The sequence below is a fragment of the Aeromonas rivipollensis genome (genome assembly GCF_037811135.1).
GTDB classification, from domain to species: Bacteria; Pseudomonadota; Gammaproteobacteria; order Enterobacterales; family Aeromonadaceae; genus Aeromonas; species Aeromonas rivipollensis.
Genome location: NZ_CP149130.1, coordinates 1429891 through 1445150 on the forward strand (window position 1 = coordinate 1429891; position 15260 = coordinate 1445150).

At 61.7% G+C, this 15260-nt stretch carries 12 protein-coding genes; 4 read left to right on the forward strand and 8 right to left on the reverse strand.

What is annotated here, in order from left to right; all coding sequences use genetic code 11:
* The first annotated feature begins 128 nt into the window (after window positions 1-128).
* Together WIR04_RS06565 and icd are read left to right on the forward strand one after the other, a co-directional pair.
* On the forward strand, window positions 129-1004 hold the full coding sequence (locus WIR04_RS06565) for an AraC family transcriptional regulator (protein WP_338891385.1): 876 nt from the start codon (window positions 129-131) through the stop codon (window positions 1002-1004).
* Between the two features lie 190 nt (window positions 1005-1194).
* Window positions 1195-2448: an NADP-dependent isocitrate dehydrogenase gene (gene icd, locus WIR04_RS06570; protein WP_025327693.1), complete on the forward strand. Its 1254-nt coding sequence runs from the start codon at window positions 1195-1197 to the stop codon at window positions 2446-2448.
* Between the two features lie 84 nt (window positions 2449-2532).
* On the opposite strand, the gene WIR04_RS06575 is transcribed toward icd, so the two are convergent.
* From WIR04_RS06575 to dsdX, 3 genes are all read right to left on the reverse strand, one after another.
* Window positions 2533-2709 carry a hypothetical protein gene (locus tag WIR04_RS06575; RefSeq protein WP_080675191.1) on the reverse strand — a complete coding sequence of 59 codons (177 nt, stop codon included), beginning with the start codon at window positions 2707-2709 and terminating at the stop codon, window positions 2533-2535.
* 325 nt (window positions 2710-3034) lie between these two features.
* Complete coding sequence (locus tag WIR04_RS06580) at window positions 3035-4366, reverse strand: D-serine ammonia-lyase (protein ID WP_338891389.1); 1332 nt, start codon at window positions 4364-4366, stop codon at window positions 3035-3037.
* A gap of 16 nt (window positions 4367-4382) precedes the next feature.
* Window positions 4383-5720: a D-serine transporter DsdX gene (gene dsdX, locus WIR04_RS06585; protein WP_338891391.1), complete on the reverse strand. Its 1338-nt coding sequence runs from the start codon at window positions 5718-5720 to the stop codon at window positions 4383-4385.
* 227 nt (window positions 5721-5947) lie between these two features.
* Here dsdX and dsdC point away from each other — a divergent pair, with 227 nt between their 5' ends.
* Complete coding sequence (dsdC, locus tag WIR04_RS06590; RefSeq protein WP_338891393.1) at window positions 5948-6892, forward strand: DNA-binding transcriptional regulator DsdC; 945 nt, start codon at window positions 5948-5950, stop codon at window positions 6890-6892.
* A 393-nt stretch (window positions 6893-7285) separates the two neighbouring features.
* Window positions 7286-7693: an H-NS family nucleoid-associated regulatory protein gene (locus tag WIR04_RS06595; protein WP_025327689.1), complete on the forward strand. Its 408-nt coding sequence runs from the start codon at window positions 7286-7288 to the stop codon at window positions 7691-7693.
* 475 nt (window positions 7694-8168) lie between these two features.
* Here WIR04_RS06595 and WIR04_RS06600 read toward each other — a convergent pair whose 3' ends face one another.
* From WIR04_RS06600 to WIR04_RS06620, 5 genes are all read right to left on the reverse strand, one after another.
* Complete coding sequence (locus tag WIR04_RS06600) at window positions 8169-9275, reverse strand: 3-deoxy-7-phosphoheptulonate synthase (RefSeq protein WP_025327688.1); 1107 nt, start codon at window positions 9273-9275, stop codon at window positions 8169-8171.
* Window positions 9276-9535: 260 nt separating this feature from the next.
* On the reverse strand, window positions 9536-10342 hold the full coding sequence (locus WIR04_RS06605) for a siderophore-interacting protein (protein WP_025327687.1): 807 nt from the start codon (window positions 10340-10342) through the stop codon (window positions 9536-9538).
* A gap of 134 nt (window positions 10343-10476) precedes the next feature.
* Window positions 10477-11874 carry an efflux transporter outer membrane subunit gene (locus tag WIR04_RS06610; protein WP_420883447.1) on the reverse strand — a complete coding sequence of 466 codons (1398 nt, stop codon included), beginning with the start codon at window positions 11872-11874 and terminating at the stop codon, window positions 10477-10479.
* Entirely contained in the window at window positions 11871-13934 is a 2064-nt protein-coding gene (locus WIR04_RS06615) for a MacB family efflux pump subunit (RefSeq protein ID WP_338891396.1), read from the reverse strand. Before WIR04_RS06615 ends, WIR04_RS06610 begins: the two co-directional genes overlap by 4 nt.
* Entirely contained in the window at window positions 13931-15094 is a 1164-nt protein-coding gene (locus WIR04_RS06620) for an efflux RND transporter periplasmic adaptor subunit (RefSeq protein WP_338891398.1), read from the reverse strand. The genes WIR04_RS06615 and WIR04_RS06620 overlap by 4 nt, the downstream gene beginning before the upstream one ends.
* Window positions 15095-15260: the final 166 nt, after the last annotated feature.

Genomic DNA, 15260 nt, shown 5'->3' on the forward strand with positions numbered 1-15260 from the left:
AGGGACGCCTCATTTGTCGTGAAGAAAGTGGTTTGAAGAAAAGGGTGGAATTGACGGTCCGGCCCGGACTATAACATGGGCGGCCTTTGCCGCCGCAATCGCTTGCCTCTCTCTTGATCGGGATCATCATGTCACTCATCTTCAGCCAGCTGCTCGACGGCGCACTCCACGACCAGGTTCCCTTTGAACAGATCTGGTTTGCCCAGGATCAGGGGGTGCCGCCCGGCTTCAGCTACCAGGTCAACTTCCCGCGTCTCGAGCTGGTATTCAGCGGCGAATACCTCAACCAGATCTGGGACAGGGAGTCGGGTTGCCGGGAGGTCTGCGTGCTGTCGGGGCAGGCGCTCTACATACCCCCCAATGGCTGGAACAAGCCACTCTGGACCACCGACTGCTCTGTGCTGAGCCTGCTGTTTGGCAAGCGCCAGCTCGGTTTCAGCCTGGTGAGCAAGCGCCGGGAAGACCCGGATTTCTTCGATGTGCAAAAGCACAGCATCATGGCCCGGGCCGGCCATGTGAATGAACACATACTGGCGGCCCTCAACGTGCTGGTGGAAGACCCGGGCCGCTCCCCCACCGACAACCACCTGTTGCAGGCGCTGCTTACCAGTACCCGTCAGCTGCTGGCGGAATCCACCTTCGAGCGGCCGAGAGGGGCTGACCTGTTTCACGGCATCTGCATCTATATCCAGGAGAACTTTCACCGCCCCATCACCCGTGATTCCATCGCCCACCGCTTCAACGTCTCGGCGAGCCACCTCTCCCACCTGTTTCGCGAACAGGGGCACATGCGCCTGGCGGATTACATCAGCTGGGTACGCATCGATAGGGCCAAGTTCATGCTGAAAAAATACCGCTTCCGGCTGGAAGAGGTGGCCAGTCGCTGTGGTTACGGCGATGTGAACTATTTCTGCCGGGTGTTCAAGCAGAAGACAGGGCTGACCCCCTCCCAGTACCGCGCCCTGAGCCAGCCTCAGGGGCAGAGCGAGAGCCTGACGCCATGACGGCGGCGCTCGCCATGGTGGAACTGCACGGGCTTGCGCCTCATGGGGAGCGGACAGAAGTGGCGCATTGTGATCCAGTCCCCGACTATGGTCGGACATGCACGCCCGCCATTTGATTATGCAAATGGATGGGCTAAGATGGCCGCGCGCAACGATCAGATTGATAACAAACGGAAGTTAGGAGATGCCGATGGAAAGCAAAGTAGTTATCCCGACCCAGGGTCAGAAAATCACAGTCGATGCCAGCGGCAAGCTGCAGGTTCCCCACAACCCCATCATTCCGTTTATCGAAGGGGATGGTATAGGTGTGGACGTGACCCCGGCCATGCTGAACGTGGTGAACGCTGCGGTCGAGAAAGCCTACAAGGGCGAGCGCAAAATCGCCTGGATGGAGATTTATACCGGCGAGAAATCGACTCACGTCTATGGCGAAGGTGCCTGGCTGCCGGCCGAAACCCTGGATTTCATTCGTGAATACTGCGTGGCCATCAAGGGCCCGCTGACCACCCCGGTCGGTGGCGGTATTCGCTCCCTCAACGTGGCCCTGCGCCAGGAGCTGGACCTCTATGTCTGCCTGCGCCCGGTCCGTTACTACGAAGGGACCCCGAGCCCGGTCAAGCACCCCGAGCTGACCGACATGGTGATCTTCCGCGAGAACGCCGAAGACATCTACGCCGGCATCGAGTGGAAGGCGGACAGCGATGAAGCCAAGAAGGTCATCGCCTTCCTGCAAAACGAGATGGGCGTGAAGAAGATCCGCTTCCCCGAGTCCTGCGGCATCGGCATAAAGCCCATGTCCAAGGCCGGTACCGAGCGTCTGGTCCGTGCCGCCATCGAGTACGCCATCGACAACGATCGCGACTCCGTGACCCTGGTGCACAAGGGCAACATCATGAAGTTCACCGAAGGTGCCTTCAAGGATTGGGGCTATGCCCTGGCCCAGAAAGAGTACGATGCCCAGCTGATTGACGGCGGCCCCTGGTGCTCCTTCAAGAACCCGAAGACCGGCAAGACCATCATCGTCAAGGACGTCATCGCCGATGCCTTCCTGCAACAGATCCTGCTGCGTCCGGCCGAGTATGACGTCATCGCCTGCATGAACTTGAACGGCGACTACATCTCCGACGCCCTGGCTGCTCAGGTCGGTGGCATCGGCATCGCCCCTGGCGCCAACATCGGCGACGGCGTGGCCCTGTTCGAGGCGACCCACGGCACTGCGCCCAAGTACGCCGGTCAGGACAAGGTGAACCCGGGTTCCCTCATCCTCTCCGCCGAGATGATGCTGCGCCACCTGGGCTGGACCGAAGCGGCCGACCTCATCGTCAAGGGCATGGAAGCGGCCATCGCCAACAAGACAGTCACCTATGACTTCGAGCGACTGATGGAAGGCGCCACCCTGCGCTCCTGCTCCCAGTTCGCCCAGGACATGGTCGACCAGATGTGATCGGCAATCCGAAAAAGCAAAACCGGCGCCATGAGCGCCGGTTTTTTTATGGGTGACAGGGCAGAAAGCCTGAAGGTGCCGCCCTCAGGTGGTCTTTTCCACGTGCTGCTGGTAGAGCTGCTGCCATTTGCTGGTTTCGGCCTCATCCCCCTGCGCCTGCCAGAACTCGCAGATGGAGTTGGCGAGTTCGGAAGCCATGGCGTGATCGCCATCGCGACGGCTCATCAGATATTGTCCAAGCCAGCTTTGATACTGTTTCATAGCCCGATCTCCTTATCTAAGGTGCCCCTGGTGTCGCTCGCCGGCACAGGCCGCCAGCATTGACTCAACCGGGTCACTTGTGGTGCTGCGCCGCCGCTCGTTGTGCCCACCGGACTGGGTGGTGATCTTGCAGGATCAAGGCGACAACGGGGCGCAGATGTCGAAAAACGGCCTCTATCGTATCACAAAATAACCAACTTGGGGGGATTGACGGCAAGGGGAGGGGCATGGGGAGTGGCAACACCTGGGCAAAGAGCATGCCATCTTGCTGATCCCAGAAGAGAAAAACCCGCCAGGGTGGCGGGTTTTTCGGTTGAAAAAAAGATCAGAGGCGGGCGGTGGCGAGGTATTTCTCCATCTCCTCGGCGGGTACCATGCCGCCGCCGGTGGCCCACACCAGGTGGGTGGCCTGGGCCATGCGCCGGGCATCCAGAGCGCGCGATGCCTGCCAGTCGCCATCGGCGCTGACCCGCCAGGGGCCCGGCATGCCGGCCAGGGCCGAGGGCTCGAGGCGGATCTGCTCGTCCCGGGCCAGCAGCCCCAGCAGGTCATACATCTCCTGGTCGCTCAGGGTGTAGAAGCCATCGAGCAGCCGCTCCATGGCGCGGCCGACGAAGCCGGAAGCACGCCCCACCGCCAGACCGTCGGCGGCGGTGAGGTTGTCTATGCCCAGATCCTGCACCGCAATAGCGTCGTGCAATCCGGTGTGGACTCCGAGCAACATGCAGGGAGAGTGGGTGGGCTCGGCGAAGAAGCAGTGGACGTTGTCCCCGAACGCGAGCTTGAGGCCAAAGGCCACACCGCCGGGGCCACCGCCGACACCGCAGGGCAGGTAGACGAAGAGCGGGTGCTCGGCATCCACCTTGATGCCCATCTCATCGAACTGCTTTTTCACCCGCTCACCGGCTACCGAGTAGCCGAGGAACAGGGTGCGGGAGTTCTCGTCGTCGATGAAGAAGCAGTTGGGATCGCGCTCGGCCTCCTTGCGCCCCTGCTCCACAGCTACCCCGTAATCTTCGGCATATTCCACGACGATCACCCCGTGTTCGCGCAACTTGCGCTTCTTCCACTCCCGCGCATCGGCGGACATGTGGACTGTGACGGTGAAGCCAAGCTTGGCACTCATGATGCCAATGGACATGCCGAGGTTGCCGGTCGACCCCACCGCAATGCTGTACTGGCCGAAGAAGTGGCGTAACTCGTCCGTGAACAGCTTGCGATAGTCGTCCTCTTCACAGAGCAATCCGGCCTTGATGGCCAGCCGTTCGGCGTGGGTCAGTACCTCGTAGATGCCGCCACGGGCCTTGATGGAGCCGGAGATGGGCAGGTGGCTGTCTTTTTTAAGCAACAACTTGCCGGTCAGCTCGACGCCGTAACGCTCATTGAGCGTTGCCTGCATCGCCGGGATGGCCGCTATCTCGGACTCCAGAATGCCCTTGCTGGCGCGGGTCTCGGGGAAGGCGTCACACATGTAGGGGGCGAAGCGGGCGAGCCGGGCGGACGCATCCGCCACATCGTTGCCATCGAGCCCCACATAGGGCAGACCGACCGCCAGCGTAGTGACATTGGGGTTGAACCAGGTCACCGGCTCGAGCGCTATCAGGGATTGCACCAGCGGGAATTGGGTAATGAGCTGTTGGACGTCGATGTTTTTCATGGGATGTCTCTGTCTTTTACACGATATAGGAGAGCAGGAAGGTACCGGCCAGCGCCATCAGGGAGGCGACAAAGGTGGCACTGGTGTAGTACTTGAGCGTTTCATTCAGGGTGGCACCGCAATACTGTTTGACCAGCCAGAACAGGGAGTCGGTCACCATGGTGCAGCCGATGGCGCCTGAGCCGATGGCCAGGGTCATGATTTCGGGGCTGATCTCGGGGTAGTGCACCATGATGGGGGAGACGATGGCGGTGGCCCCCATCATGGCGACGGTGGCCGAGCCCACGGCGGCGTGCAGCACTATGGCCACCAGCCAGGCGAGCAGTATGGGGTGCATGTCCAGCTGGGAGAGGATGGTCGCCAGGCTGTCCCCTAAGCCACTGGCCTTGAGCACGCCATTGAAGGCACCGCCCGCCCCTATGATGAGCAAGATGTTGGCGATGGAGGAGAAGCACTCCTCGGTCTTGTCCAGCAGCCCTTCCATCTTCATGCGCTGACGGATCCCCAGCACGTAGTAGGCGGTGAAGGCGGCGATGAACATGGCGGTGATGGGGTTGCCGATAAACTCCAACACTGTGTAGAGGTGGCTTGCGTGATCCATGTTGAGCTCGGCCACCGTCTTGGCCAGCATCAGCAGTATGGGCAGCAGCACGGTGAACAGCGAAGCGCTCAAGGTCGGGAGGCTTGCCTCATCCCGGGCCTTGATGTCGGCAAAGGCGGCGGGCACCTCCTTGAACGGCACCCGTTTGCCCAGCAGTTTCAGGAACAGGGGGCCGCCCACCAGGGAGGCAAAGAGCCCGACCGCGAGGCCATAGACGATGACGGAGCCGATGTCGGCACCCAGCTGACTGGTGACGTAGAGCGCGGCCGGGTGGGGTGGCACTATGCAGTGCACGGCCATCAGGGCGGTGCAGAGCGGGATGGCCAGGGTCAGCAGCGAGGTTCTGGTCTTGCGGGCGATGGAGAAGGCGAGCGGAATGAGCAGCACCACACCGACTTCGACAAACAACGTGATGCCGCACACCAGACCGACCAGCACCATGATGACCTGAGGCGAGAGCCAGCGGCACTTTTGCAGGGCGAGACCGATGCGCTCCGCCGCCCCCGATACCTCCATCATCTTGCCGAGTATGGTGCCAAGGCCGATGACGGCGGCGAGAAAGCCCAGGGTGCCGCCTATGCCTTCCTCCATGGCGTTGACCATCTTGACCGGGTTCATCCCCATCATGGTGCCGACATAGAAGCTCGCCAGCAGCAAAGCCAGGAAAGGATGCACCTTGCCTTTCACTATGGTGAAGACAATCAGAATGATGCTAGTCAGCAAGGTACCGACGACCCACACTTCAGAATTCATACTGCGCCTCTATGTGTCATGAATGATGATTAGGCGCCTATTGAATGAAAATGACGGGCGGCTGACAAATGATGAAAACGACCTCTTGGATGAGCTGCATTGATGCAAAGGTGCCGCATTCATCACATTTAGCGGTATTTCTGTGACTTGGGTTCGGTTACGTCATCCTAAATATGGGCGTCCGGGATATCATGACGGCGATATTGAGCCTGTGATGGGGAAGGCGGATGTATACCGAAGACAACTATGTATCGAGAAACAAGCTGCTGAACGGTTATCAGCTATCCAAGCTGCACACCTTCGAGGCGGCGGCTCGCCACAGCTCCTTCGCCCTGGCGGCGGATGAGCTGGCGCTCAGCCCGAGCGCGGTGAGCCACCGGATAGGTGCGCTGGAAGAGGAGCTCGGCTTCAAGCTGTTCCAGCGCTTTCACCGCAAGGTGATGCTGACGACTGAGGGGCAGCGGGTCTTCTGGGCACTCAAGTCGTCACTGGAGTTCATCAATCAGGAGATCCTGGAGATCAAGAATCAGGAGCTGTCCGGTTCCCTGACTGTTTACTCCCGCCCCTCCATCGCCCAGTGCTGGTTGGTGCCGCGGCTCGCGGATTTTTCCCGCCTGCATCCCCAGATCGATCTCAACATCATGACCGGCAACGAGAACGTCAACCTGCACGGCTATGGCATCGACCTGACGATCTATTTCGACGACAAGGTGCCGGAGCGGCTCGCCATCCACCCGCTGATGGATGAATACATGGTGCCGGTGTGCAGCCCCGAATATGCCGAGCGGCACCAGTTGCTCGATAACCCGGATAACTTGAACCACTGCCGCCTGCTGCACGACAGGCAGGCCTGGGGATATGACTCCGACACCGACGAGTGGTGCAGCTGGGCTCGCCAGGCCGGGATCTCCCTCGATGGCTGCCAGTCGAGCATGGGCTTCGATCGTTCCGATCTCGCCATCATCGCCGCCATCAATCATGCCGGCGTGGCCATGGGCCGCAAGAACCTGGTGCGCCAGCGGCTGGAGCGCAACGAACTGGTGGAGCCCTTCCCGGGCAAGGCGGTTCGCTGCCATCAGCGCTACTACATGGCCACGCTCCCCCATCGCCAGTGCCCCAAGATCCAGGCATTCATCGAATGGATAAGCGCCCAGGCAAAGGAAATTGATTGAACCAGGGGCGGGGATACAGAGTGCTGCCCGGTCTCGATCTCGTTTCATTCGACCTTAGAATGAAGCGGACGATATTTGTACATTTCGTGCTGGTGGCTGTGGGTCGCGGTATGGCTTGTTATATATGAATGCAGGTTCTTGGATGACACCCCTTTTATCTCTGTGACAAATACCTGGAGAAGTGGGGCCGATTAACCCATGTTGAAGAAATAATGTCAGTTGAGCGGCGATCCGATAAGATCCCTGATGTGAATTAACCACAATGAATAATGACCATGAGATTGTCAGGAATAGCGCTGGCGCTATAAAATCATTATGTTGTTATCGAGTGGACATGCTATTCTCAAAATGAGTTATCCCTGTGACATACAAAAATAATTCTGTGAGGAAGTAATGAACGAGTTTCTGAAGGTTCTGCTGAACATTCGCAGCTTGCGCGCTGCCATTCGTGAACTGCCGTTTGAGCAACTGCAAGAAGCGAAAGAAAAGTTTGATCTGGTATATAACGAGCGTGCCGAGTCCGTAGAGCAAGAGCGGGCCGAGCAGGAAGAGCGTCAGCGCAAGCTGAGCGAATTTACCGAGATGCTGCAACAGGCTGGCATCGACCCGCGCGAGCTGATCGGCAGCGTGGCCACTCCGGCCGCTGCTGGCGCGACCAAGAGCAAGCGTGCTCCGCGTCCTGCCAAATACAAGTATCAGGAAGATGGTCAGGAGAAGACCTGGACCGGCCAGGGCCGCATGCCCAAAGCCATTGCCGAGCAAGTTGCGCTGGGCAAGGATCTGAACGACTTCCTGATCTGATTGTCAGGATAGCGTCGTCAATAATGCCGCCCAAGGGGCGGCATTATTATTTTCAGGATCCTGTCTATCTATTGCCCATCCAGGAAGCCCCTAATTAGGGCCGCCTGTCCACAATAGCCATGACCATCATGGGCCAATAAAAAGTATCCATTGGCGGTAAGCCAATCGCTGTCGCGCCTCGCCTGTGACACAATGAGGACTCATACAGCCCATTTGTTATCTCTGATGACACAAGATAACAAATAATGGCTCGTCGCCGTGGGATGAAATAGGTGGATTGGCGGCCATGCCTCCTGCTTTGCCTGGCCGCCCATTTTTCTATCAATGGGGAAATTCTTGTCCCTCTCGCACTATTTTTCGTTCCCCATGACTGCCCTATTTGACACCCCTGTTCAGACAATATGTGAATGTCATTTATCGGTGCAGAGATTGAATAGGGGCCTGGCGACCCCGCTGCGAATAAATAGGAAATAGGTCAGCTGACCGGCTGGCCGAGATCACTGCGAAGGGGAATGGCGCGACTGTTTGCAAATTGACGGCGCGCCATGACCCCATCGGCCAGCATGGCCAGCAGGCTCTCACTCTCTTCCCAGCCAAGGCAGGCATCGGTGACCGACAAGCCATATTGCAGCTCACTCAGTGGCGCCGGTTTCTGGCTGCCCCCTTGCAGAAAGCTCTCGACCATGACGGCGACAACGGCAGTGCTCCCGCCCCGCAACTGGCGGCAGAGCTCCCCGGCGACCAGGAGCTGGTTCTGGTGCAGCTTCTGGCTGTTGCCGTGGCTGCAATCCACCATCAGCCGAGGGTTGAGCCCCTGGCGCGCCAGGCGTTCGGCCGCGTCCATCACGTCGCTCTGGTGATAGTTCGGCAGGGTGCCGCCGCGCAGTATGATATGGCCGCCCGGATTGCCTTCGCTCTTGATCACCACCATGCCCCCCTGACTGCCAGGAGCGGTGAACAGGTGGGAGGCCTCGCTGGCCAAGATGGCATCGATGGCCACCCGGATGTTGCCGTCGGTGCCGTTCTTGAAGCCGACGGGGCAGGGCAGGGCCGAGGCCAGTTGCCTGTGTACCTGGGATTCGGTGGTGCGGGCGCCGATCGCCCCCCAACTGATGAGATCCGCCAGATAGAGGAAGCTGGTGGTATCGAGGAACTCGGTGGCAGTGGCCAGCCCCAGCCGGTTGATGTCGAGCAGCAGCTGACGGGCCAGGTGGAGCCCGTGACCGATGTCGTTACTGCCATCGAGATGAGGATCGAATACCAGTCCCTTCCAGCCGACTGTGGTGCGCGGTTTCTCGAAATAGGTGCGCATCACTATCTGCAGGCTCTCCTGATACTCGGTGGCGAGCCGTGCCAGCCTTTTCGCATAATCGAGGGCGGCGACGGGGTCGTGGATGGAGCAGGGGCCTATCACCACCAGCAGGCGATCGTCCGCCCCGCTCAGGATCTGGCGTACCTGGTGGCGGTGCTGGTCAATGTGCTGCGCCATATCGGCCGAGCAGGGATGCTGTGCCAACAGGTCGGCAGGGGTGGGGAGCGCCTCCACCGCGAAGGCGCGCATTACCGAATTCAAAACTGCCATCTGGGGTTACCTTGCTGTGCAAATGGGGTCGACGATGGGCCCGGAACGCCCGGGAGTCTGGAACAGAGGGTCTGCGCCCAGGACATATCGTCTTTATTGAGAGTGATTATCATTATCTTGCTGTCCGTCTCAAATGCAAGCACTACCGAGAGGATCACCAAAGATGGGGGGCGGGCCGTAAGAGGGGGAGGGGAGAATGGCAACCAGGCCCGCTCCCGAGCGGGAGAAGGCCTGACAAGTACAAGGAATACAGGTGGTTATCAGCTATCCATCACGACGTGGCGATCCTGATGGTAGGCGTCTTCATCCTTGCCGCTGCGCCAGTAAGGCACGGCGTAGACCCGCTGGCGATCGGTGTCCAGGGTTCGCCTGACATGACGACGCAGGGGCACCACCAGACCCTCTTCCCCCCCGAACCAGAAATAACTTCCCTCGGCGGCCATGGGCTGGGCGGTGAAGTACTCCACTAGGGGGCCGGTCTGGTCCGGCGTGCCGACAAACCAGCGCAGGCTGACGCTTACTGGCAGCGACAGATCCTGCACATCGTCCTGATGGGGCACCAGCAGGGCGATATGGCCCCGGGCCTCTGCCGGCATCACCTCGGCCATGGCGCTGATGGCGGGCAGGGAGGTGAGATCGCCGGCCATGTAGTAGTGATCGGCCAGCTGCAACATGGGGTCCGGGCCGCCCGGGCCCGAGATGGCGAGCCTGTCCCCCGGCTTGGCGTGGAGGGCGAAGCGGCTGGCGGGGCCGACATCACCGTGCAGGGCGAAGTCGATGTCGATCTCCAGGGCCTCGCGGCGGAAGGCGCGGATGGTGAAGGTGCGGATGATGGGCTTCTGGCTCGGATCCTCCCAACGGGGACCCTTGGGGGTCGGGGTGGGCAGCACTATTTCGCTCTGGCCCGGCCGGGGCAGCATGATCTTGATATGGGCGCCGCCACAGCTGAAGGGGTAATCCGCCAATTCGGGGCTGGTCAGGCAGACTCGGCGCAGATGGGGGCTCACATCGTGGACATGCTTGACGGTGAGCAGGCGAGGGCGATTGACCGGGGCGGACTGTGACATTTGAGTACTCCTGACAGACGAGAGCGCTCATTTTTCATTAAATGAAAATTATTATCAATTGCTTTGTGGCAGGGAAGGGGCAAGGGCAGCCAGCATGGAGGCCATGCCGGCTGCCCTGGGTGACTGACCGGACTCTAGCTCCGATCGCTCCCTCCCAGCGCCCGGTAGATCCCGGCCATGGTCTTGAGCTGGCTCTGTTGCTGGGCCAGCACGCCGAGCTCGGCATCCCACAGTCGATTCTGCTCGTCCAGCCAGGGCTGAACCCCGGTGGCGCCCGCCAGGAAGCGGGCCCCCGCCAGCCGTTCGGCCTCTTTGGCATAGGCCAGCTGCTGCTCGAGATAACGCAGCCGCTGTTCCCCCTGCTGGCGAGCGGCCAGGCCGTCCTCCACCTCCAGCAGGGCCGTATAGAGCTGCTTGCGAAACTCGGTCTCGGCTATCTGATAGTCAATCTCGGAGCTCGCGATGGAGAGCCGGGTCTTGTTGTACTCGAGGAAGGGGAGCGCCAGGGTCGCGCCCAGGGTCCCCACCGGGTTTTGCAGCACCTGGGTCAGGGTGTCCGAGGTGGTGCTGGCGCCGCCGGTGAGGCTGAGGGTGGGGTAGAAACCGGTGCGGATCTCGTCCCCTCTGGCCAGCGTCTTGCGAAGGCGCAGCTCGGCGGCCCGCACGTCTGGGCGCCTGCTCAGCACATCGGCGGGAATGCCGACCGCCAGCGTCGGAATGGGGCCCATGGCGAGGGACGTCGGAGCAAACTCCAGCGGGCCGCTGCTGCGGCCGAGCAGCAGGCGCAGGGCGTTGCCGGCCTGCTCCCGTTGCAGGGTGAGGGAGGCGAGCTCCGCCTGCTTGCCAGCTTTCTGCTGGCTGGCCTGCACCAGATCGAGGCGGGTGACGGCCCCGGCGTCGTATTTTGCCCGGGTCAGCCGCTCTATCCGCTCGTAGTTGGCCAGCTGACGCTCGCCAAGGGAGAGGGCCGAGCCAAGGTAAGCCAGCTGCCAGTATTGCTCCAGGGTCTTGCCTACCAGCATCAGGCGGGTGGCGGCGCTATCCTGCTCGCTGGCCTCTGCCTCCCACTGGGCCTGATCCCGCACCGAGGCGAGCCTGCCCCAGAGATCCACCTCATAGCTCAGGTTGAAGGAGGGGCCCAGGTTGCTGCTGGCGCTGCCGTCCTTCATGTTCTTGTTGCCGCTCGCCCCCAGGCTGGCGTTGACCGAAGGGGTGAGGTTGGTGTCGGCGAGATCGGCGCCGAGCAGGGCGCTCTTGAGCCTGAGCCCCGCCACCTGCATGTCCGGGTTGGCCGCGAGCACCTTATCGACAAGTTGGTCGAGGGCGGGATCCTGGAACCCCTGCCACCAGAGCCCGGCCTGCTGGCCGCCAAGATCCCGGGCGTCCTGCTGCCACTGCGGCGCCACGTCCAGCTCGGGTCTGTGGTAGGTGCTCTGCTGGCTGCAGGCACTGAGGCAGGTGGTGAGAATCAGGCTAAGAGCTGTTCTCGACAAGCGGCTGCGCTCCTGGCTGGATAAGTTGTGCATCATCATTCCCTCGCCAGTGCCTCGACCGGATCGAGCCGGGCCGCATTGCGGGCGGGCAGGTAACCAAACAGGATCCCGATGAGCGAGGAGCAACCGAAGGCCATCAGGATGGAGAAGAGCGAGAAGCGCATCTGGAAGCTCTCCACGAGCAGGGAGAAGATAAAACCGATGAAGATGGCCAGGCCGATGCCGAGCAGGCCCCCCAGCAGGCTGACCATCACAGCCTCGATCAGAAACTGTTGCAAGATGTCGGACTGGCGGGCGCCGACCGCGATGCGGATCCCTATTTCGCGGGTGCGCTCCACCACAGACACCAGCATGATGTTCATCACCCCGACCCCGCCGACGATGAGGGAGATCACCGCGATGGCGGAGACCAGCAGCGTCAGGGTGGCCGTGGTCTTCTCCACCGACTTGATGATGCTGTCGCTGCTGAAGGTGAAGAAATCCTTCACCCCGTGGCGCTGGGTCAGCAGTGCCACGGCGGCCTGCTCGGCCAGCGCGGGCTGGACCCCGTCCTTGACCCTTATGGTGATCTGGCTGAAGTGATTCTGGGAGATGAGGCGGCTCATCACGGCGCTGTAAGGCAGCCAGACATTGACCGACTGGCTGCTGGGACCAAAGCCGGTCTCCTGGGCCACCACCCCGACGATGCGCACCGGCAGGGTGCCGACCAGTACCACCTGGCCGACGGGATCCGTCTTGCCAAGCAGGCTGGCGATGGTCTTGCCATCCACCACGGCCACCGCCGTCCGGCTGCGGATGTCCCGCTCATCGAGCAGGCGACCCTGGGTGAGGGTCATCCCCTTGACCCGGAAGAAGTCGCTGCCGACCCCTACCACGCTGCCGCTGCTGGTCTTGTTGCGATAGCGCAGCTGGCCCGAGGTGGCGATCTGGGGGCTGGCCCCCTCCAGATAGGGCTGGCCGAGCAGGGCGTCGAGATCCCGCTCGTTCAGGGTCTGGATGCTGGCGGCCTTCTCGTCACCCCAGTCCTTGCCGGGGAAGATGTCGATGGTATTGGTGCCCATGGCGTTGATGTCGTCGATCACCTTGGCGCGGGCCCCCTGGCCCAGCGCCACCACGCTGACCACGGCGGCGATGCCGATGATGATGCCGAGCATGGTGAGGAAGGTGCGCATGCGGTGGGCCAGCATGGCGTGCAGGGCCATGCGACCCGCCTCCCGGTAGCGATCCCAGCCCTGGCTGCTGCGCCTGGCTACGGAGGCTGTGGCGATCCGGCCCGGCGCCGGCTCGCGCGCTTCCTGCCCGGCGGCTGGTCGGGGGAGGTCGGAAGATACCTGATCGACAGCGGTCTGCGGGATCTGCTGGCTCTCTTCCATCCCCTGGGCCTTATTCGGGGAGATGACTGGGCTGGCCGCCGGTTGGCCGCTGTCTTCCACCACGCGTCCGTCCCGCAGGGTGATGATGCGATTGGCGTGGTTGGCCACCGCCATGTCGTGGGTCACCAGAATGATGGTGTGACCCTGTTCGTGCAGCTCCTTGAGGATGGCCATCACCTCCTTGCCGCTGTGGCTATCCAGCGCGCCGGTGGGCTCGTCTGCCAGGATCACCTCGCCGCCATTGGCCAGCGCCCGGGCTATGCTGACCCGCTGCTGCTGGCCGCCGGAGAGCTGGCCCGGCCTGTGGTGGCTGCGATCGCTCAAGCCGAGGCGGGTCAGCAGAGTACGGGCACGTATCTGGCGCTCGGGGCGGGATGTGCCGGCATAGATGGCGGGGATCTCCACGTTGGCGGCCGCATCCAGATGGGGCAGCAGATGGTAGCGCTGGAAGATGAAACCGAAGTGGTGGCAGCGCAGCCGCGCCAGGGCCAGGGCATCCAGGCCGGCGGTGTCCTGACCGCGAAACAGGTACTGGCCGCCGCTCGGGCGATCGAGACAGCCAAGCAGGTTCATCAGGGTGGATTTGCCGGAGCCGGAGGCACCGACGATGGCCACCATCTCCCCCGCCGCTATGGTCAGATCCAGCGGGTGCAGCACAGTCACCTCGTGCTCCCCGCTCTGGTAGCGGCGCTCTATGCCCTTGAGCTGGATCAGGGGCTCGCTCACGGGACCATCTCCATCTCGTCGTTCTGGACGGGCTTGCCCTGCTCCAGTGTCACCTTGTCCTGCTCGTCGAGGCCGCTCACCACCTCTATCTTGATGTCATCCTTCATGCCGGTCTTGATGCGGCGAGTCTCTTTCTGCCCGTCCTCCTTGAGCAGGGAGACCTCATATTCGTTCTCCCCCAGCTTCTTGCCGAGGGCGGTATGGGGGATGGCCAATACCTGTTTGCGTTCGCCCAGCACTATGGTGACCTGGGTCGTCATGGCGACCCTCAGCTGATGGTCGGGGTTGGGCACATCGAACAGGGCGTAGTAGTAGATGGCGGCATTGCTGGTGGTCGTGGTGTTGGCGCTCTGCTCGTTGATGTTGGTGGGGGCCAGCTCGACAGTGCGTAGGGTGCCGTGATAGCGGCGGTCCGGGTCTCCGATCAGGGTGAAGTAGACCGGCATGCCGGCCCTGACCTTGGTGACGTCCGCCTCCGAGATCTGCGCCTTGACCGTCATGGTGTCCAGGTTGGCGAGCTTGAGCAGGGTCGGGACCGTCTGGCTGGCGGCCAGGGTCTGCCCCTGGCGGGTCACTATGCTGACGACGGTGCCATCCATGGGGGCCTGGATGCGGTTATAGCCGAGCTCCGTCTTGGTGCGCTCCACCTTGATCAGGGCGTTGTCGATGTCCGCCTGAGCGCTTTGCAACTCGGCCCGGGTGACGGCCAGCTGCGCCTCTGCACTCTCCAGATCGGCCCGGGAGCTCGCCTCCTGCCTGAACATCTGCTGCTGGCGGCGCCAGGCCAGCTCGTTCTGCTTGAGCTGCGCCTGCTTGATCTTGAGCTGGGCACGGCGGCTGGCCAGCTCGGCCTCGGCGGTCTTGAGGTTGTTCTGGGCTATCAGGGGATCTATCTCTGCCAGCAGATCCCCCTGTTTGACCTGTTGCCCGGCCTCCACCGCCAGATAGGTGACCTGACCCGAGACCTGGGCCCCCACATCCACCTGCTCTATGGCCTGCAGGACGCCGCTGGCCAGCACCGTCTGCTCCACGTCCTGACGGGTCACGGTCGCAGTCAGCACCGGGTCCGGGGTCTTGCCGGGCCAGGCCAGCCAGACCACGAGGGCCAGCAGCGTCAGGGCGAACAGGGCGTACTTGCCTGGTTTTGGAAGAGTCTTCATTTATCACCTGAACGAAACGAGCGAAGGCGTGCAAGGGCGATATCCTGCAGCAAATGGCACTTAAAAAGAAGCGAGCAATGTGTAAGAAATCATGTAGATGAAGTTGTCAATTAAGGGAGGCGAGTGTCAGCCGGGGGAGGGAAGGCCAGACCTGCATGATGCCCGC